The following is an 18,455-nucleotide window of genomic DNA, read 5'->3' as shown; positions in this document are numbered from 1 at the left end:
CAATGGCCTTCACCTGAGGCGTCATGCCTAATCCGTATGGCATCCTTCACTCTATGGAAGTGATGGCGATCGAGCATGAACCGTTCGCCTTGGCGGTGGACGATCCGTACCTCAGTGCGTTGATCGGCACGATCGAAGAGCCCCAAGGCAGCTCAACCGCCGAGCTCGCAGGCCAGCTGACACTTTCGTGGTGGGATCGCCACGGCACCGGACCCTCCCCCGCCGAGCTCTTCGATGAGATCTACTCCAGCCCTGATTGGGAACGCATCATCGACGACCCCGGGCGCTCGCTCGTTCAGCGACTCGAGCAGCGCGAACTGCTCCAGCGCTGGCTCGTGAGCTACTGGTCGAGACTCGGAGCGATTACGTTCATTCCCGGTCACGACGACGTCATTCGACCGGGCTGTCTTCCCTCTCAGACTGGGGATGAGCACTGATAGTCTGCCCTGTTCGACTCAAGGAGGGCAGATGAACGAGCTCACAATCAACGGTCGCACGATCACGGTGACGCACGTTAGCACTCAGCCAAGCGAGTACGGCGACATCCAGCGGTATCGAATAGAGATGTCGGAGTCAGATGCCGCCACCCATCTCTCCGAGCTCAGCCCCAACAACGCCGTGAACGCTCGAGTCATGGCGTCTGCCATCGACTGTGAGTTGCTCCTCGAGTACGCAGGGAGTGCCGAGACAGGCCTGCTCCGTGACCCCAGCGTTCGGGAGTGGCGAGATCAGAATCGAGACCTGATCGAAGCCGAGCTCGCACGGCTGCGCGAGGAAGCCGCCGACCTTCCCACTGAACCGATGAGCGATCTCGAACGCAGCTTCTGGCGCGCGTTCGAGGCTGACGAAGGAGGGAGCGGTGATTGAGTGCTCGCCGAATACCCGGGCGTGATCAAAGACTCGGCTTACGCCTGGACCTCCGTCTCGTATGGCCTTTCGAAATATGCCATACGGATTAGGCCATACGCTGACACGAACGTCTCGACGCTTGTTAGGTGCGCCAGCGAGACGATGACCTCGAGGCCGAATGGGCCTCCTTTGCTCAGCGCTTCGCGACTTCACTGCGCACCGCTCGCCATCGCGCTGGCCTTAGTCAAGAAGACGTGGCCTATCGTGCCGGCCTGACTCGGTACACCTATCAGAAGTATGAGAAGGGCGAGTCACGCCCCGGGCATCCTGCTAACCCCACGTTGCGCACGCTCCTGGCACTCACCCAAGTGCTCGGCGTCGGCTTGGTGGACGTGATCCCTGGCGCCCCGCCCGATCTGCGTAGCCGTTGACACACCACCGCCGGACGCTGCGTTCCATGGAGCGTCGTCAGCCCAGCCCGGAACGAGACGGCGAGAGACGACACGGGAAGCGGGTGCCGCGCTCACCACCCGCTCTCCGAACTCATCTCGCCGCCCAGATCGCGTGATGTGTCGGAGTAACACTGCTTTGGCGCGGTACGACGCTTCCGCAATCCCCTTCTCGAAAGGTGCTGTCGTGATCGTCGCCCCGTTCGAACTGGGCATCCGAAGCGCTTCATACATCGCGGCGCGATGCACCCTGATCACACGGTTTGCTGTGTCTTCCAGTTCTGGCGTCCTGCTCCCGTTCCCGGCACCGACGACGAGTCCGATCAGCCCCTCAACCTGGCGACGGTGGCTTTCGGCAAGCGCTGCCATAGTGAGGGCGACGTCCGGATAGGTGAGCGTCACGAGAAGCTCCACGACGGGGCCGTATGTGCGCCGGGCAACGTGCTGGTCTGCAGCTGGTTGCTCCTGCCAGCTATCAAGGATGAGCCGCGTGGCGAGGTCGAACTCACCGGTGTGCAACGTCACCCCGCGACTCCAGAGCAGTCCCGAGAGCGCTTGCTCGGCGCGAAGGCAGCCGTCGGAATCGGCCACGACTTCATCTTCACTGCCGTAATGCCACCGACGGTGACGGACGCAAAATCGCCCTCCTCTGCTGAACACCTCAGTGGGGTTGCCCTCGCTGCACACCAGGCATGCAGTGCGCGCACGGTCAACGACATCACAAGTGGCGCAACGCCGCAGGGCCCACCCCGTATGGTGACATCTGCGATAGAGGCGAAACTTCGCTCGTTCGCGGTCAAAGAACCCAGACCGCAGACCACCGAGAAATTCGACGGCCGCTATGAAGCGACGATCCGCAGTAGCCATCATCCTTACATTGAGTTCGCGCCAGACATGGCGCGTGAAGGTGTCGATCTCCAGCGCATTGGATTCCGCGAGCCGGTTGAGAAAGCCCGCCGGCGTCTCACCAGGGATTGGGTCTACACGGCACGGAAGGCTTCGCATCGCTATCTCGCGACTGTCTCCACGCGATGGTGAAGCAGGTGCGCCCGGATTGTCTTGGCTCGACCGAGCATCCGCTGGGCGGATGGTGTGAGTACCCGGCCGCCCTGCGAGGGCACTACGCACGTCCCGATCCGGAGTTCGCGCCCGTGGACCTGCAACCCGTCGAGCACACTCTCAGCGGTTCGACGCCCCATTGCGTGCGCGGTCACGATCCGGTCCAAGATCATTGCCAGTGCATATCCGCCGACTGTCGGAACCATCAAGATGTCGACGAGACGGGAATCCGTCAGCAGAACCGTTAGATTGACGCGCTGAGAGAAAGAACGAACCTCTTCCTCCCGAACGTACTCAACATCGTCGCCTGGACTGTGCAGGGTGAGCAGTTCCGCCGCCGCACCCACCTCCGGGGATCGATAGTGCACGCCGCGTAGGGCGAGCGGACCGTTGAGAACTCGTTGCGCAGCCAAATGGTCTGGTCGCGCGATGGTGTCTTTGTCGTCAGGGCTACCGCACCAGCGCCGATGGCGCAGGCAGACGGGCCCGTGCATCCGCGACACGACGATTCGGTGGCCGGCAGCGCAACGCGTGCACAATACGACAGCAGGAGGGATCAACCTACAGGTTGGGCACTCTACCTGCCGAGTCGCACCGCCATGGCCGCACTTAAGGCCACCGGTATCGCGGAGCAGGGCCCCAGTCGTAAGACCACCGAGAACCTCTATCTGCGCAAGTGCACTTCGCGGAGTCACTCGGATGGGAAGCGCGTGGTCTCGCTTGCGCAATGAGAGCCAGAGATCCTTCTCGGTGATCGCGTTAGCCACGCAGAGTCGAGACCAGTAGCTGGCCGGCGTCTCACCGGAATAGAGACTGACACGGACCGGGAGTGACGAGAGCGTGGTCATGTCGTTTTCGCGCGAGCGCGCGGTCGTCGCGGTTTGGGATCCAGTACTTTGGCTAGTTCTTGGCGTCGCCGGAGGCCGCGTTCGAACGAGGTGAGATCGAGCTTCTCCGTTCCATCCTCCATGGCCCTGAGCGCCGCGAATTGGAGGAGGTCCTTGAGCAGACCAATCTCCCCACCGGTCAACGCGTGGAGTGTGGCCGCAGCAGGAAGAATGGACCCCGCGGGCTGTTCGGCAAGACAGAGCGAGTTCTCCAACGCGAGCAGCAGATCTCCCCAACGGGCTTTCTCCTCGATGTTGTTCAAGGGGAAGGGGACCGCGACGTGGATTTCGAAGCGCTTCCCGATCTGACCGCCACGCTCACCGTCCAAGAGGCCCGTAGTCTCTACGGCGATTCCGGCATACACAAACGTGCCACCGCATCGTTCCGAGAGCTGTTTGAGCATGTCCGACGCTTCAATGTTCTGCCGGTACTTCAAGTCCAGGTGATGCACGTCATCTATCAAGACCAGCTCAGTGGAGCACCGCCGCAATGCATTCGCGACCATGTCGAGCAGATCCCCATATGTCATGCGGTTGAGCACCGGTAGCCCAAGGAATCTAGCGAACTCGTGCATCAAGGCTTTCGCGGAGCATTGCGCCGGCACTGCCACGTACACGACAGGGATCTTGCCGCGACCTGCGGACGGATGCTTCGTCTCTCGCCGACGCCGTTCATGAGCCTTGCCCACCTCGACGAGAGACGTGCTCTTGCCCTGCCCCGGCTCACCCGACAGGATCAGCCCCAGCTTCCCCACCCGCCGGTAGGCATTGAGCATGACCCGGTCGCGTACAGCAGCCTGGAAGTCCTGGAAATGCGGGGTTCGCACGAACGCGCCCGCCTGCGAGAACTGGGCGCGGCCCTGGTTGTACAACGCACGGTCCCCAAAGCTCATCTCTCGAAGCTCGTCCACTGTGACTGGCGCCGGACGCTCGTAAACCGTATCGACGTGCTCCCGCCAACCTTCTTTCGTGCTGATCTCGGTCATTCGGAGATCCTTCGCCGTGTCTCCTCCAGTGAGTCACCGATGAACGGGAAACCGCCGGTGTTGGGCCATTCCTCGAGATCCTCGACTTCAGTCGCATCCGCCTGCACTCGGTCGGAGGACTCCGCCGATTCAACGCTCTTCACGCTCGTGAAGTTCATCGGATCGTCTGCCACGGCTTTCGCCCGAGCGCGTTGCCTCGCGACTTTCGCCTGATTGGCACTGCGAGGCACCGGATTGCCTTGGGCGGCGAACGTCTTGATCGCGTCCGCAAGCTCTCTCCTCTCGGCGTCAATCGCTGCGTCACGCGTGCTGTGCTGTGCACGGGCATATCGCCATACATCACCGAGCATCGGTAGCTCATGGACTTGATTCGACCATCGAAGCGGAATGAACTCGCCATCCAATTCGAGCCATACGACATGCAGGTTGTAGGGGTCCATGCGGATTGGCCATCGTCCGTTTCTCGCCTTGTCGTCAGACTTGCGCCGCCACAAACCCTTGAGTCGTTCTGAATTGTAGATGCGATGGTCGATGCGCACGCCGTAGCGATTGAGCACTCGATACTGGACGGGCAACAGTGCGATGTAGTCGTCCCGCGTCAGCGGCACGTGAAGCTCCAGCACGTATGCGCGGAACGCTCGGCACATCTCGTTCGGCGACAACTTGATGCGAGGATGCAGCGGGTCTCGTAGGCCGTCGTGCGGACGGTTCTGCCACTCCACCGCAATCCAGTCCTCGATCAACTCCTGGGCCTGAGCGATCGTCAAGAGTTCGGCAGAGTCAGCATCCACGTCCCGGCCCCGATGCTCGACGCTGCGCCCAACGTACCCTTTGGCGTGCTGCAGCAACATCGAGTTGATCGAGCCAAATGCGCGTTCGACGTGCGGCTTGTCCGTCGGGGTGTGCGGCGCCGAAGTGATCAGCGAGATCTTCAGAGTCTCGCACGCAGCGCGAAAGTGCCGAGACAAGTAGTTGCGGCCGCGATCCGTCGTGATCGTGTCGGGGAACACGTACGGCTGGGCGCGACGCTGTCGCTCGAACCGATCTTGATCGATCAGCTGGTCGTCAGCCCATGCACTCGAGATCAGTTGCCTAGTCTCACGCGCTCCTTCCATGCGCCGACCGTACGGCACCAGTGCGCGCGCAAGAACTGCTACCAGATCAACACTCTTCGTGCCCTCGGGCCGCAACATCGCGGCGAGGATAGAACGCGTCGCCACATCAATGAGAATCGTGAGCTCGGGCCGCCCGACCGTCTCCTCATCGATGCGCAACATGATATCGATGCGCGTGGAGTCCATCTCGACAAGTTCGCCCGGGCGCAGCGCCGTGCGGGTGCCGAACGTGCCGTCGGGTTGAAGCGCCACTGACTCGCGAGTTTTTGCCGATCCGAACGTGAACTGCCCTCGATCTTCCGCGTCCAGAAGCCGGAAGAACGTCGATCGACTAGGCACCTTCACCGAATCGCCGTAGAGCCTTTCGACGCGTCGCGTGATCTGCTCGATCGCCGTCGTCCGGCTCACGGTCGATGTGCGGCTCTTCCCTGCCAAGACGTGGTTCATAGCCTCGATGAGGCGCGGGTCCCACCTGCTCTTCCGCGGTGAGCGTTTACCTGCGGTGGTCGTCCCCTGCTCCCGGAACGCTTTGAGCCGACGCTCGACGGCGCGTGTGGAGATGGGCGTGCCGAGGCGAAGCTCCAACCACTCGCGCTCGCTTTCGACCGCCTTTCCGACACCGACCTCGTCGCGGGAACCTTCGATCCTGATGCACGCCTGCAGCCAGGGATCCATGCCTGGCTCGATGTCCTCCACCTGTGGCGACAGGTGCCGAAGACCGGAAGTGTCCGAAGGCATAGGTGTCGCATCGCGTCCAAGTTCGTCAACGGCGATCTCGACTTCGGCCCCGTCGTCGTCTCGGAGCGTCGCTGAGTCCTTCCCGATGAGTAGAACCATGTACTGGCGTTGACGCCACATCAGCTTCCCGCCAACTGCTACGCGCATCACGCGCTCCTTTCCCGCACGATCGTCTTGACGCTGAGCGGTTGATCGAAATCTGACTCGAGCACACCTGACCAAAGGTGCGCGTAGCAATGCGCGTACCCTTCGGCTCCGACGCCGTACAGCGCGGCCACCTCGGCAAGCGGCAACCCGTCATTGGGGAGCTTCGGCACCCATCCGGTGCTTGCGCTGCCTCGGAATGGCGCAAGGAATCGCAAGTTGGCCTCGCGGACTTGCGACTCCGCGTCATAGATGACGTAGCGCCATCCGCGCTGCGCTGCAAACACGGCCGTCATGTCGAACTGTTCCCGGGCGTCATCGTCGATCCGGTGCGCGGGTTTGACATCAATCAGCACGGCCCGCCCGTCGGCGAGACGCACGAAGTAGTCCGGGTAGTGCTCGCGCGAACCGTCAGGTGTGGTCCAGCGAATCCACATCGGCTGGCTCGCAACAGCGACGACGCCGGGCGTTCGGTCCAGTTCGATGAGGCAGCCCCGCTCGGTCAGCGACTCGAAACCGATGGACCTGCCTAGCAGCCCCATCCAGTGGTACCCGTCATAGTGCCGCTTGAGTCGCCAGTTGGGGAAGCTCCGAACAGGATCACCTCGCTCGAACGGCACGTCGTCACAATCGACGGCATCAAGTTCAAGTTGCACGCCATCAAGGCTGTACTCGACGCGCGCTCGCGTCACACCCACTTCGCGGGCGGACGGGGCAAGCCACTGCTGGGTCAGGTCCATAGGGATCCAATCGACATCGACGGATACGTCCTATTCGGCAGCCAGCCTCTCTCCTGAGGAGCGGTTCCGACCTATGTCCTGAGCCCTGACGAACGATCCCCGCGATGTGAGCGAGATCGGCTCACGTGCAGAGTACGTCCGGTGCCCCGCGGGGTTCGGCGACACGCCGTGCTTCCGACACGTGTCGTGAGATTCCGACACCTTCGTGAGACGCTCCGACAGTTCTCGTGAGACTCCGACACTTTTCGTGAGATCGGACAAGTATCCGCCCGAATCATCGTGATGAAACCGTTGCATTCGTTACCTCGCCGTTATACAGTGATCGCACGGTGAATGTTTGCTGTGGCATCCACCGCATGTGATTGCAGGACACTCTTGGTGCAAGGGACAAGGGCCGGTCGGGAGCCTCTCCGACCGGCCCTTTACTGCGCCCGGTACTCTGTGAGGATGACCGATCGGAAGCTCGCGCTGGAGGCCTGGGAAAGCCTCTTCCGCGCGCAGCACGAACTGTTCACCGAGATGGCGGCGGACTTCGACACCGGCGACATCACGCAGGCCGAGTACGACGTGTTGCTCACGGTGACGCGCTCGCCGGAGATGACCGCCCGCCTGCGCGACATCACCGCCAACATGCTCATCAGCCAGCCGAGCGTCTCCCGTCTCGTCGACCGGATGGTGACTCGAGGGCTGGTCGCGAAGTGCGCCGACCCCGACGACGGCCGCGGCGCCCTGATCCGCGCGACGGACGAGGGCGCCCGGGCGTTCCGTGCGCTCGCCACAGTGCACGGCCGGTCGATCGCCGACCGGATGTCACGCCTCGACGACGAGGAGCTGCGTCTGCTGCGCGACCTCGCGGAGAAGCTCCGCACCCGCTGACGGCTCCCTCCCTCCACAGTCGCCGCGGTCGGTGGCGTCTCCACCGACGACGGGATCATGACGGCCGCGACGGTGGCGGGCGTCGCTTTTCTGGCAGGGTGGGTTGCGCACGCCCACATCGACCGTGGGCATATCGGACCGCCCCCTCGGGGGGAACCAGGGAGGTCATCCATGGAGATCGCCGGAATCATCGGCATCCTCACCATCGTCGGGGTCGCGGTCGTCGCCGTGATCGTCGTCCTGCTGATCCTGCTGCTGTTCGCACGCAGCTGGATCAAGGTCGCTCGCGCCGACGAAGCGCTCGTCATCTCCGGACGCAAGCAGAAGGTGCAGCGTGCCGTCATCGGCGCCGACGGCACGAGCAGCTCCGAGATGTCGGAATCGCCCGTCACGGTCATCGTGAACGGCAAGTCGCTCGTCAACCCGATCACTCAGCGCCACGAGATCATCTCCCTCCGGTCGCGGCAGGTGTCGCTCAACGCGGAAGCACAGTCGCTCGACAACGTGACCCTCAACGTCGACGGCGTCGCGATCGTCAAGATCGGCTCCGATCCGCTGCTGGTGCGCCGCGCCGCCGAGCGCTTCGCCTCCCAGGACAAGGCCATCGAGCAGTTCACCACCGAGCAGCTCGAAGGCGCCCTGCGCGGCATCGTCGCGACGCTCTCCGTCGTGGAGCTCATGCGGGAGCGCAAGAAGTTCTCCGACCAGATCGCCGCCGACGTCTCCCAGGAGCTCGCCGAGCAGGGCCTCATCCTCGACTCCTTCCAGATCAAGGGCATCACCGACAAGGTCGGCTACATCCAGTCCCTCGGTGCCCCGGAGATCCAGGCGAAGCGCCAGGCCGCGGAGATCTCGCAGACCAACGCCGACCGCGCGATCAACCAGAAGAACATCGCGAACCAGGAGGCGAACCTCGTCGAGCAGACCGCGCTCGACACGAACACGGCCAACGCCAACGCCGGAATCGGCCGCGCCCGCGCCGAGGCGGAGCAGGCCGAGCAGCTCGCCCGCGCCCAGGCCGAGCAGGCCGTGCTCCAGCAGCAGGCCGAGAACAAGCAGGCGCAGCTCGACGCCGACGTCAAGCGCGTCGCGGACGCGCAGCGGTACGAGGCGGAGACCCGCGCGCAGGCCGAGCTCTACACGCGTGAGCGCGCGGCCGAGGCGGCGGCGATCGAGCAGGTCAAGCAGGCCGAGGCGCGCACCCGCATCGCCGAGCAGCAGGCGCAGGCCGACAAGGCGCGCGCCGACGGTGAGGCGGCGGCCGCGATCGCGAAGGCCACCGGTGACGCCGACGCGCTGCGCGCCCAGGCGGAGGCGGAAGCCGAAGCCCGTCGCCTGCGCGCCAACGCCGAGGCCGAGGCGATCCGCGCCGAGGGTGAGGCCCGTGCCGCCGCCGTCGAGGCTGAGGCCAAAGCCATCGCCTCCAACCAGGACGCGTTCCTCTCGCAGCGCGTGCTGGAGGTGCTGCCCTCGATCATGTCCGAGTTCGCGAAGGGCTACGCCGCGATCGGCAGCGTCTCGATCGTCGGCGGATCCGGCGAGGACGGCGCGTCCAACGTCGTCGGTGCCGACAGCGCGAAGGCCCTGCGTTCGGTCTTCGACAGCGTGCACTCCGCGACCGGCCTCGACCTCGCCGGCATCATCCAGGGACAGGCCGTCGGCCGCGGTTTCGGAGCGGGAGTCGCCGAAGCCTCGACTCCCCCGCCCACGCCCCGCGTCTCGACGCCGACCACCCCTCCACCGCCCGCTCCCGCGGCTCCCGCCGCGGAGTAGTCGACACCTCACTGCGGATGCCGCGACCGACACGGTCGCGGCATCCGTCGTCTCCCGACCGGGCAGACTGGACGGATGACGCGCGCCGCCTTCGACCTCGCTACCATCGGCGCCGGTCTGTCTTTCGCGGGCGCCCTCGACGAGCTCTCCACAGCCCTCGACGCGAGCGGATCCGTGGTCGTGACCGCGCCGCCGGGCACGGGCAAGACGACTCTCGTGCCACCGCTTCTCGCCTCACGAAGCACCGGTCGCGTGATCGTCACCCAGCCGCGCCGCGTCGCCGCACGCGCCGCCGCGCGCCGCCTGGCGTACCTCGACGGCTCCCCGCTCGGCTCCCGGGTGGGCTTCACCGTCCGCGGCGAGCGCACCGCCGGGCCCGACACCAGGGTCGAGTTCGTCACAGCCGGAGTCCTGCTGAGACGGATGCTCGACGACCCCGGACTCGATGGCGTCAGTGCGGTCATCATCGACGAGGTGCACGAACGGGCTCTCGAGACGGATCTCCTCATCGGCCTGCTCTCGGAGGTGCGCGAACTGCGTGATGACCTCGTCGTCATCGCGATGTCCGCCACCCTCGACGCCGAGCGGATCGCCGCCGTCATCGGCACCGAGGAGGCTCCCGCGCCGATCGTCGACCACGATGTCCCGGCGTTCCCCCTCACCGAGCGTTGGGCACCGAGTCCCCTGCCCCGCCTCGACGAGCGGGGCGTCACCCGGGGATTTCTCGACCACGTCGCCGGCGTCACCGCATCCGCAGCCGCCGAGCTGGTCCATGCGGACCCCGAAGCCGACGTGCTGGTCTTCGCCCCCGGCGCCCGCGAGGTGTCGGAGATCGCCCGACGCGTCCGCTCGCTGAACGGCACCTTCGACGTGCGGGAGCTGCATGGCCAGATCTCCCCCGCGGAGCAGGACGCCGTGATCCGCGGTCGCGCGCCGCAAGAGCCTCCCCGCATCATCGTCACCACCTCCCTCGCCGAGTCGTCTCTCACGGTGCCAGGGGTGCGGCTGGTCGTGGACAGCTGTCTGGCCCGGCAGCCGCAGCGCGACGCCGCCCGCGGGATGACCGGTCTGGTCACCACCGCCGCCTCCCGTTCCTCGTGCGTGCAGCGAGCCGGACGCGCCACTCGACAGGGCCCCGGCACCGTCATCCGCTGTGTGGACGAGCGCACCTATGCTGCCGCTCCTGCGCGGCCGTCGCCGGAGATCGCCACGGCAGACCTCACCGATGCCGCCCTCCTCCTCGCGTGCTGGGGCGCGCCGGGCGGTGCCGTCCTGCGCATGATCGAACCGCTGCGACCCGACAGTCTCGCCGAGGCTGTCGCCGTGCTCCGTGGTCTCGGGGCGATCGACGACGACGGTCGAGCGACGGCGGAAGGCCGTGCGCTGGCACGGATCCCCACGGATCCGCGGCTGGCCAGAGCGCTGCGGGACGGCCGTCCCGTGGCGGGGAGCCGGCTCGCGGCCGAGGTCGTGGCTCTTCTCGGCGGGGACCATCGCGTCCCGGATGCCGACATCGCCCACGCTCTCGTCGCGTTGCGCGGAGGGGGCACGGCCGAAGCCCGCCGCTGGCGCGAGGAGGCGCGCCGTCTGGAACGCCTGGTCGCTCCGGCGCCGGACACCCGCGCCGGTCTCGACGGCGTCGGTCTCCTCATCGCGCTGGCCTTCCCCGAGCGTGTCGCTCACCGTGTCGAACGCACCGGATCGGGCGCGACCTACCTGCTGGCGTCCGGCACCCGGGCCGGAGTGAGCGGTCCCCTCGCCGCGTCGGAATGGCTCGCCGTGGCCGACGTCGCCCGAGCCTCGTCCCGGGCGGCAGCCGGCTCCGGTGCGGTCATCCGCTCCGCAGCCGTACTCACCGAGGAGCAGATGGAGCGTGCATCGGGCCCTCTGATGACCGATCGTGTCGAGGCCGAGTTCGTCGGAGGTCGGGTACAGGCCCGCCGCGAACGCCGGATCGGTGCGATCCTGCGGTCGTCGGTGCCGGTGCGCGCCGCGGCCGCGGAAGGCCGGGATGCCGTGGGCCGAGCACTACGACGCGACGGCCTCGGCATGTTCACGTGGTCCGATGGGGCGGACGCCCTGCGGCGTCGACTCGCACTGCTGCGACGCGAGCTCGGCGAGCCCTGGCCCGAGGTGTCGGACGCGGGTCTGCTCGAATCCCTCGACGCGTGGCTGGCACCGGAGCTCGACGCTCTGGCGACCGGCACCCCCGTCGGCCGGCTGGACCTCATGTCCGCCCTTCGTCGTCTGCTGCCCTGGCCCGAGGCCGTGCACCTCGATGCCCTCGTCCCGGAGCGGCTCGAGGTGCCCAGCGGCTCCCGCGTACGCATCACCTATCCGGAACCCGACGGGGATCCGACCGCACGCCCGGTCGTCGCGGTGAAGCTGCAGGAGTGCTTCGGGTGGGCGGAGACTCCCCGGTTGGTGGACGGCCGCGTCCCCGTTCTCTTCCACCTGCTGTCCCCGGCGGGGCGGCCGCTCGCCGTCACAGACGACCTCGCCTCGTTCTGGTCGGGTCCCTATGCCCAGGTACGCGCCGAGATGCGCGGCCGCTACCCCCGGCACCCCTGGCCCGAAGACCCGTGGGCCGCCGTGCCGACGAAGCACACCAAGAACCGCGCCGCCCGCTGACCCGCGCGATCGCTGCTCAGCCTGTGCGCCGCCGCAGCGTGAGCGCGGCGAGCACCAGGGCGCCGACGGCGAAGGCCACGACGACGAGCAGCGGGCCGAACACGTCCCAGCCCTCGTCGCCCGCCGCGACCGCGTTGATCGTGTCGATCGCGTAGCTCAGCGGCAGCCAGTCGGAGATGGCATACAGCACGTCGGGCATCTGGTCCCGCGGCATGAACAGACCGCCGAGGATGATCTGCGGGAACACCAGCAACGGCATGAACTGCACCGCCTGGAACTCGGTCTGGGCGAACGCGCTCGCCAGGAGCCCCAGCGCCGTGCCGAGCAGGGCATCGACCACCGCGACGAGACCCAGCTGCCACAGCGGCCCGTCCACGTCGAGCCCGCACACCCCGACTGCGAACGAGACCGTGATCACCGCCTGCAGCAGAGCCATCAGCCCGAACGCGAGCGCGTACCCGAGGATGAAGTCGGCCTTCTCGAGCGGCGTGGTCATCAGCCGTTCGAGCGTGCCGGAACGGCGTTCGCGCAAGGTGGTGATCGACGTGATGAGGAACATCACGATGAACGGGAACAACGCCAGGATGGCACCACCGAATTGGTCGAACACGCCGTCCTGCTCGCTGAACAGCCAGGCGAAGAGACCGACGAGCAGGCTCGGGGCGATGAGCATCAGGGCGATGGACCGCGGGTCGTGTCGGAGCTGCGTGAGCACTCGGCCGGCGGTCGCGAACAACCGTCGGCCGTTCATGTCCCGTCCTCCTCCTGGCGTTCCTGGGCTTCTCGGCGTGCGCGCCTGGTGGTCGCGGTGTCGGCGGCTCTGTCGCGTTCGATCAGCGCCAGGAACGCGGCTTCGGCGTCGGTCGTGCCGGTGTCGGCGAGCAGGGACGACGGCGTGGTGTCGGCGATGATCCTCCCCTCCCGCATCAGCAGCAGTCGGTCGCAGCGCACCGCCTCGTCCATCACATGGCTCGAGACGATGAGCGTGACGCCCCGGTCGGCCAGCCGGCGGAACAGGGTCCAGAGCTCCGCGCGCAGCACGGGGTCGAGGCCGACGGTCGGCTCATCCAGCACGATGAGCTCGGGGGCGCCGATCAACGCGACCGCGAGCGATACCCGCGTCGCCTGGCCGCCGCTCAGCGCGTCGACGAGCTGCCCCGCCTGCGCGCCGAGACCGACCTCCTGGATGACCCGGTCGACGTCGCCCTTCGGCGCCTTCAGGAGCGAGGCGAAGTAAGCGAGATTCTGCCGCACGCTGAGATCGCCGTAGACCGAGGCGCCCTGCGTGCCGTACGCGACACGGTGCCGGAGCCGGCGAGACCCGCCCGGCTCGCCGAGAACGGTCACGTCACCGGACGCGATCCGCTGCACACCGACGATCGACCGCAGGAGCGTGGTCTTGCCGCACCCGGAGGGGCCGAGGAGACCCGTGATCTGGCCGCGGGGCACGGCGAGATCGATGCCGTCGAACACGGACACGGCCCCACGCCGCACGCGGAGCTGCGTGATCTCGACGGCCGCATTATTCATCATGCGATGAATTATGCGCCTCCCCTCGTCGGGCGTCAACGATTCTCGGGCGGGCACGGCTTCGGAGCGCCGGATCGACACGCCGCCGGCGGCCCGTGCCGTCCGGTGCGGCGGCCGAGATCTCCGAAGGTGTGCCCGCCGCGGCGAGGGTCAGTCGAAGAGGTAGCGCTGGACGGTGGGGCCGACGCGGCCGACGAGCTCGTCGACGGAGGCGCCGGCGAGCGCGGGAAGCTGCAGGACGTAGCGGCCGATGAGCATGCCGGCGATCTGCGAGGCGACGAGTGCGGCGCGGAGGTCGGCGTCCTGCACATCGAGGCGGCGCGCCACGCGGGAGAGCAGTTCGCGGGAGAGGAAGCCGGCGAGCAGGGGGGTCGTCAGCCTGCTCCCGATCGCCGTGCGCAGGAGCAGCACCCCGCGGCGGCGCACGTCGGGCTTCTCGAAGGCGTCGAGCACATAGCGCACGAGCCGCGCCCCCGCCTGGGCCTTCGGCCCCGCGAGGATCTCCGGGACGTCGAGGTCGGGGCGCAGCGGTATTCCGGCGGCCTCGGCGAACAGGTCGGCCTTGGTGCCGAAGTAGTGGTGGACGAGCGCGGAGTCGACCCCAGCCCGGGCGGCGATCGACCGCACCGTCGCGCCGTCGTACCCCTGCGCCCCGAACTCGTCGACGGCCGCGGACACGATGCGCTCGCGGGAGTCGGTGCCGCCGCGCGGGCGCCCGCGTCGTCTCGGCGCCTTCTGCTCGGTCATGCCCGTCAGCCTACGGCCCCGCGGATCCTCGCCCACCGAGCAGATGCGTCGTCGCCGCTCCCGGTCCCCGTTTCAGTCCCTCGCACAGCACCTGCGCGAACGCACCTCTCCCTCCTCCGTCGAGCCACCCCTCTGCGTGCCTGCCACCCCTCTCCGTGCGCACGCAACGGGCCGGGGCGCGCGAAAGGGGGTGGGTCGGCGAGATCAGCACTCGATGACGTTCACCGCCAGACCGCCCTCGCTGGTCTCCTTGTACTTCGTCGACATGTCGAGACCCGTCTGGCGCATCGTCTCGACGACGGCATCCAGCGAGACGTAATGGCTGCCGTCGCCCCGGAGCGCCAGGCGGGCGGCGGTGACGGCGGTCGACGCGGCGATCGCGTTGCGCTCGATGCACGGGATCTGCACGAGTCCGCCGATCGGGTCGCACGTGAGGCCGAGGTGGTGCTCCATCGCGATCTCCGCGGCGTTCTCGATCTGCCGGTTCGTGCCGCCCATCACCGCGGTGAGTCCGCCCGCGGCCATCGCGCACGCGGAGCCGACCTCGGCCTGACACCCGCCTTCGGCGCCGGAGATCGAGGCGTTGGCTTTGAACAGTGAACCGAGCGCGGTGGCCGTCAACAGGAACCTGCGGATGCCCCGGCGGCGGTTCGCCTCGGCGATCTCCTCATCCGCCCCGTCGAGTGCGGGAGGCGACGGCGGAGTTCCGTCGAAGCCGAGCAGCGCGCTGCCGACGAGCTCGCCGTACGGCGTCACCGCGTTCCCGGCGCCGAGTCCCGAGTCGGCGAGGAAGCGCCACCAGTACATCGCCACCGCCGGGAGGATGCCCGCCGCGCCGTTGGTCGGGGCCGTCACGACGCGGCCGCCCGCCGCGTTCTCCTCGTTCACGGCGAGCGCGAACGCGCCGAGCCACTCGCCGGGCAGCTCTCGGTGCCCATCGGCTTCGACCGCCTCGAGCTGCGCGCGGATCGTGCCGGCACGGCGCTTCACCTGCAGCATGCCCGGAAGGATGCCGTCGTTGTGCAGACCGGCGTCCACGCAGCCCGCCATGGCATCCCAGATCGCATCGAGGCCGGCGGCGACCTCCTCCTCGCTCCGCAGCGCGGTCTCGTTGCGGCGGGCGACCTCGGCGATGGACAGTCCGAGGTCGTCGCACACCGCGAGGAGCGAGGCGGCATCGGCATAGGGATGCGGGAAGGCACCGGTCGAGAGGTGCGCCTCCTCCCCCTCGCGCCGGATGAACCCGCCGCCGATCGAGTAGTACGTCTGCTCGAACAGGGTGGTCCCGTCGGCATCACAGGCGATGAGCGTCATGGCGTTCGGGTGGCCGGGGAGTCGGGTCCGAGGAGCGAACACGATGTCGTCCTTCCGGAACGGCACCGCTCGGGCGCCGTCGATCTGCAGCGGCTCCCCCTCCGGGTACGCCGACCACGCCGCGCGGACCGCCGCCGGGTCGCACGTCTCCGGTGCGAGACCACGAAGCCCCGCGACCACCGCGTCCGGGGTGCCGTGGCCGATGCCGGTGGCGCCAAGCGAGCCGTACAGCGTGCACTCGACGCGGCTGACACGGTCGAGCTCGCCGGAGGCGGTGAGCTGCCGCGCGAAGTCGAGGGCCGCGCGCATGGGTCCGACGGTGTGCGAGCTGGACGGGCCGACGCCGATGGAGAAGAGGTCGAAGGCCGAGACGTACGCAGTCACCCCTCCAGGCTACGCCGAGTTCGGGATTCCGGTTCACCGCGATTAACCGCGCGGCCGGAAGGTCCGCGTCAAGGCCCTTCATCTCCCGGAGAGTCCGAGGCAGGCTATGGGGACGACATCGCAGAAAGGGACGATCATGACCGACAGCACTCCCGAACCGACCGCGAACGACGACCTCTCGCCCGAGGCGCAGACCCCCACCCCGACCCCGGCCTCCGACACCGCGGAGGGCGAGGCGACGACGCCGGAGCAGGCGGACTCCCCCGAGGACGCGGACCCGGCCGAGGTGCCGAGCACCGAGGAGCTGGAGGAGCCCAGCACCGAGAAGTCCCCCGGCGAGGAGCCGAAGGCCCCGAAGCGCGACGACCCGGAGCCTGACCACGAGGCCGTCGGCCTCGGCGTCGACTAACCCTCCCCGAGACCCCGCACTATCGCCGAGACCCCGCCCTGCTGATGCGTGCAGGGCGGGGTCTCGACGCGAAGGCGGGGTCTCGGCGGACTACTCGACGAGCTTGCCGGTCGTGTCGACGTCGCGCATGAGCTCGGCGATATCGTCGGGGATCGCGGGGATCTCCTCGCGCGTCACGCCAGCGGTCGGCGACCACACGAGGTTCACCTGCAACGTGGGATCGGTGTCCGGGAAGTCGCTGCGATTGTGGCATCCCCGTGTCTCCCGACGCTCCCGCGCCGCCTCCAGCGTGGCTCGGGCCGCGAGCGCGGAGGCCTTGAGGTCGAAAGCGTGGGCGAGGTCCTGGAACCCGGCGATGTCCGGGTGGATGCCGATGTCCTCCATCCGCCCCTCGATCATGTCGAGGTCCGCGAGTCCAGCCTTCAGGCCTTCTTCCGACCGCACCACGCCCGCGTACTCCGTCATGAGGTTGCGGATCGCGCGCTGCAGAGCCCGCACGTTCTCGCGCCCCTCCGCGGCGAGGAGGTCGTCGATCTCGGCGCGGGCGGCGGCGACCGCATCAGCGGACCGGCGCTGGGCGTCGAGCCCCGCGGCGTGGGCCATCGCGGCCTGACCGACGATCCGACCGTAGACGAGCAGCTCGATGAGGGAGTTCCCGCCGAGACGGTTCGCGCCGTGGAGTCCGCTCGATGCCTCCCCGATCGCGTACAGCCCCCCGACGTCGGTCTGGTGGTCGTCCGGCCGCACCCACACACCGCCCATCGAGTAGTGCGCGGTCGGCGCGATCTCGATCGGATCCGCCGTGATGTCGAGCATCTGCAGCTCCATCATCGTCTGATAGACGCGCGGAAGCCGGGTCATGATGGTCTCGCGGGGCAGGTGCGACACGTCGAGCCAGACGCCGCCGTTCACGGTGCCGCGCCCCTCCTGGATCTCGGTGTAGGCGGCGAGCGCGACCCGATCCCGCGTCGACAGCTCCATCCGCTCGGGGTCGTACTTCGCCATGAAGCGCTCCCCGAGCGCATTGCGGAGGATGCCGCCTTCGCCGCGCGCCGCCTCCGAGATGAGGGTGCCTGCGGCGTTCTCGGGCTCGATGATGCCGGACGGATGGAACTGCACGAGCTCCGGATCGCGGAGTCGCGCCCCCGCCTCGACCGCGAGTCGGAAGGAGTCGCCGGTGTTCTCGTCGCGCCGCGACGACGTGCGACGCCAGATGCGGTTGTGCCCACCGGCGGCGAGGATCACGGCGTCCGCATGGATGAGGTAGCGCGTGCCGTCCGCCTGGTCGAACCCGTAGGCGCCGAAGACGACGTTGTCGCGCACGAGGAGGCGGGTGATGTAGACGTTGTCGAGGATGGGCACGTCGAGCTGCTCGGCACGGGCGACCAGCGTCCGCTGGATCTCGAGGCCCGTGTAATCGCCGGCGAAGGCCGTGCGCCGGTACGTGTGCGCGCCGAAGAAGCGCTGAGAGATGCGGCCGTCGCCTTCGCGGGCGAAGTCCATGCCCCAGCGCTCGAGGTCGCGGATGCCGCGTTCGGCGCCCTGGGTGACGATCTGGACGGTGTGGGGGTTGGCGAGGAGGTAGCTCTCCTTGATCGTGTCCGCCGCGTGCTGCTGCCAGCTGTCCTCGGCGTCCATCGTGCCGAGCGCCGCGTTGATACCGCCCGCCGCGAGCGACGTGTGGGCGTCCTGCCGCGGACGTTTGCCGACGGCGAGCACGTCGACGCCGTGTTCGGCCACCTCGATCGCGGCGCGGAGCCCGGAGCCTCCGGTGCCGATCACGAGGACCGTGGTGGAGATCTGTCGTTCGGGTGCATTCATGCT

General features: G+C 67.7%; 16 protein-coding genes. 8 read left to right on the top strand and 8 right to left on the bottom strand.

Annotated elements, in window-relative coordinates; genetic code table 11:
• Positions 1–53: 53 nt before the first annotated feature.
• The 4 genes from WFJ36_RS09595 (at position 54) to WFJ36_RS09580 (ending at position 2,336) form a co-directional block, all read left to right on the top strand.
• The gene (locus WFJ36_RS09595; protein WP_336643194.1) at positions 54–437 is read left to right on the top strand and encodes a hypothetical protein; all 384 of its coding nucleotides are present in this window, start codon (positions 54–56) and stop codon (positions 435–437) included.
• 31 nt (positions 438–468) lie between these two features.
• Positions 469–867, top strand: coding sequence for a hypothetical protein (locus WFJ36_RS09590; RefSeq protein ID WP_336643193.1), 399 nt, complete (start codon positions 469–471; stop codon positions 865–867).
• Between the two features lie 128 nt (positions 868–995).
• Positions 996–1,280 (top strand): helix-turn-helix domain-containing protein, encoded by a 285-nt coding sequence (locus WFJ36_RS09585; protein ID WP_336643192.1) that lies wholly within the window; start codon positions 996–998, stop codon positions 1,278–1,280.
• A 261-nt stretch (positions 1,281–1,541) separates the two neighbouring features.
• Positions 1,542–2,336: a hypothetical protein gene (locus tag WFJ36_RS09580; RefSeq protein ID WP_336643191.1), complete on the top strand. Its 795-nt coding sequence runs from the start codon at positions 1,542–1,544 to the stop codon at positions 2,334–2,336.
• 865 nt (positions 2,337–3,201) lie between these two features.
• Here the strand turns inward: WFJ36_RS09580 and WFJ36_RS09575 are convergent.
• From WFJ36_RS09575 to WFJ36_RS09565, 3 genes are read right to left on the bottom strand one after another with little or no spacing between them, the layout of a single operon-like run.
• On the bottom strand, positions 3,202–4,230 hold the full coding sequence (locus WFJ36_RS09575) for an ATP-binding protein (RefSeq protein WP_268777601.1): 1,029 nt from the start codon (positions 4,228–4,230) through the stop codon (positions 3,202–3,204).
• Entirely contained in the window at positions 4,227–6,230 is a 2,004-nt protein-coding gene (locus tag WFJ36_RS09570) for a Mu transposase C-terminal domain-containing protein (RefSeq protein WP_268777602.1), read from the bottom strand. The genes WFJ36_RS09575 and WFJ36_RS09570 overlap by 4 nt, the downstream gene beginning before the upstream one ends.
• The gene (locus WFJ36_RS09565; RefSeq protein WP_268777603.1) at positions 6,230–6,967 is read right to left on the bottom strand and encodes a TnsA-like heteromeric transposase endonuclease subunit; all 738 of its coding nucleotides are present in this window, start codon (positions 6,965–6,967) and stop codon (positions 6,230–6,232) included. The genes WFJ36_RS09570 and WFJ36_RS09565 overlap by 1 nt, the downstream gene beginning before the upstream one ends.
• A gap of 447 nt (positions 6,968–7,414) precedes the next feature.
• Here WFJ36_RS09565 and WFJ36_RS09560 point away from each other — a divergent pair, with 447 nt between their 5' ends.
• The 3 genes from WFJ36_RS09560 (at position 7,415) to hrpB (ending at position 12,247) form a co-directional block, all read left to right on the top strand.
• The gene (locus WFJ36_RS09560; protein ID WP_025104537.1) at positions 7,415–7,843 is read left to right on the top strand and encodes a MarR family winged helix-turn-helix transcriptional regulator; all 429 of its coding nucleotides are present in this window, start codon (positions 7,415–7,417) and stop codon (positions 7,841–7,843) included.
• Between the two features lie 171 nt (positions 7,844–8,014).
• Entirely contained in the window at positions 8,015–9,616 is a 1,602-nt protein-coding gene (locus tag WFJ36_RS09555) for an SPFH domain-containing protein (protein ID WP_071327628.1), read from the top strand.
• 75 nt (positions 9,617–9,691) lie between these two features.
• A complete protein-coding gene (hrpB, locus tag WFJ36_RS09550) occupies positions 9,692–12,247 on the top strand; it encodes an ATP-dependent helicase HrpB (RefSeq protein WP_336643190.1) in 2,556 nt (851 codons plus the stop codon).
• 16 nt (positions 12,248–12,263) lie between these two features.
• Here the strand turns inward: hrpB and WFJ36_RS09545 are convergent, their stop codons facing one another.
• The 4 genes from WFJ36_RS09545 to WFJ36_RS09530 all read right to left on the bottom strand — a co-directional run bounded on the left by WFJ36_RS09545 (position 12,264) and on the right by WFJ36_RS09530 (position 16,222).
• On the bottom strand, positions 12,264–12,998 hold the full coding sequence (locus WFJ36_RS09545; protein ID WP_292788229.1) for an ABC transporter permease: 735 nt from the start codon (positions 12,996–12,998) through the stop codon (positions 12,264–12,266).
• Positions 12,995–13,780, bottom strand: coding sequence for an ABC transporter ATP-binding protein (locus tag WFJ36_RS09540; RefSeq protein ID WP_143049223.1), 786 nt, complete (start codon positions 13,778–13,780; stop codon positions 12,995–12,997). The genes WFJ36_RS09545 and WFJ36_RS09540 overlap by 4 nt, the downstream gene beginning before the upstream one ends.
• Positions 13,781–13,927: 147 nt before the next feature.
• Positions 13,928–14,524 carry a TetR/AcrR family transcriptional regulator gene (locus WFJ36_RS09535; RefSeq protein ID WP_071327631.1) on the bottom strand — a complete coding sequence of 199 codons (597 nt, stop codon included), beginning with the start codon at positions 14,522–14,524 and terminating at the stop codon, positions 13,928–13,930.
• Positions 14,525–14,728: 204 nt separating this feature from the next.
• Positions 14,729–16,222, bottom strand: coding sequence for an L-serine ammonia-lyase, iron-sulfur-dependent, subunit alpha (locus tag WFJ36_RS09530; RefSeq protein ID WP_336643189.1), 1,494 nt, complete (start codon positions 16,220–16,222; stop codon positions 14,729–14,731).
• A gap of 136 nt (positions 16,223–16,358) precedes the next feature.
• Between WFJ36_RS09530 and WFJ36_RS09525 the strand changes: the two genes are divergently transcribed.
• Positions 16,359–16,631, top strand: coding sequence for a hypothetical protein (locus WFJ36_RS09525; protein ID WP_292788224.1), 273 nt, complete (start codon positions 16,359–16,361; stop codon positions 16,629–16,631).
• Between the two features lie 90 nt (positions 16,632–16,721).
• Here WFJ36_RS09525 and WFJ36_RS09520 read toward each other — a convergent pair whose 3' ends face one another.
• Complete coding sequence (locus WFJ36_RS09520; RefSeq protein ID WP_071327634.1) at positions 16,722–18,452, bottom strand: L-aspartate oxidase; 1,731 nt, start codon at positions 18,450–18,452, stop codon at positions 16,722–16,724.
• Positions 18,453–18,455: the final 3 nt, after the last annotated feature.

Origin of the sequence: Microbacterium sp. MMO-113, assembly GCF_037148555.1 — a bacterium.
Classification (GTDB): Bacteria; Actinomycetota; Actinomycetes; order Actinomycetales; family Microbacteriaceae; genus Microbacterium.
This window is presented reverse-complemented; position numbering and strand designations above follow the sequence as displayed.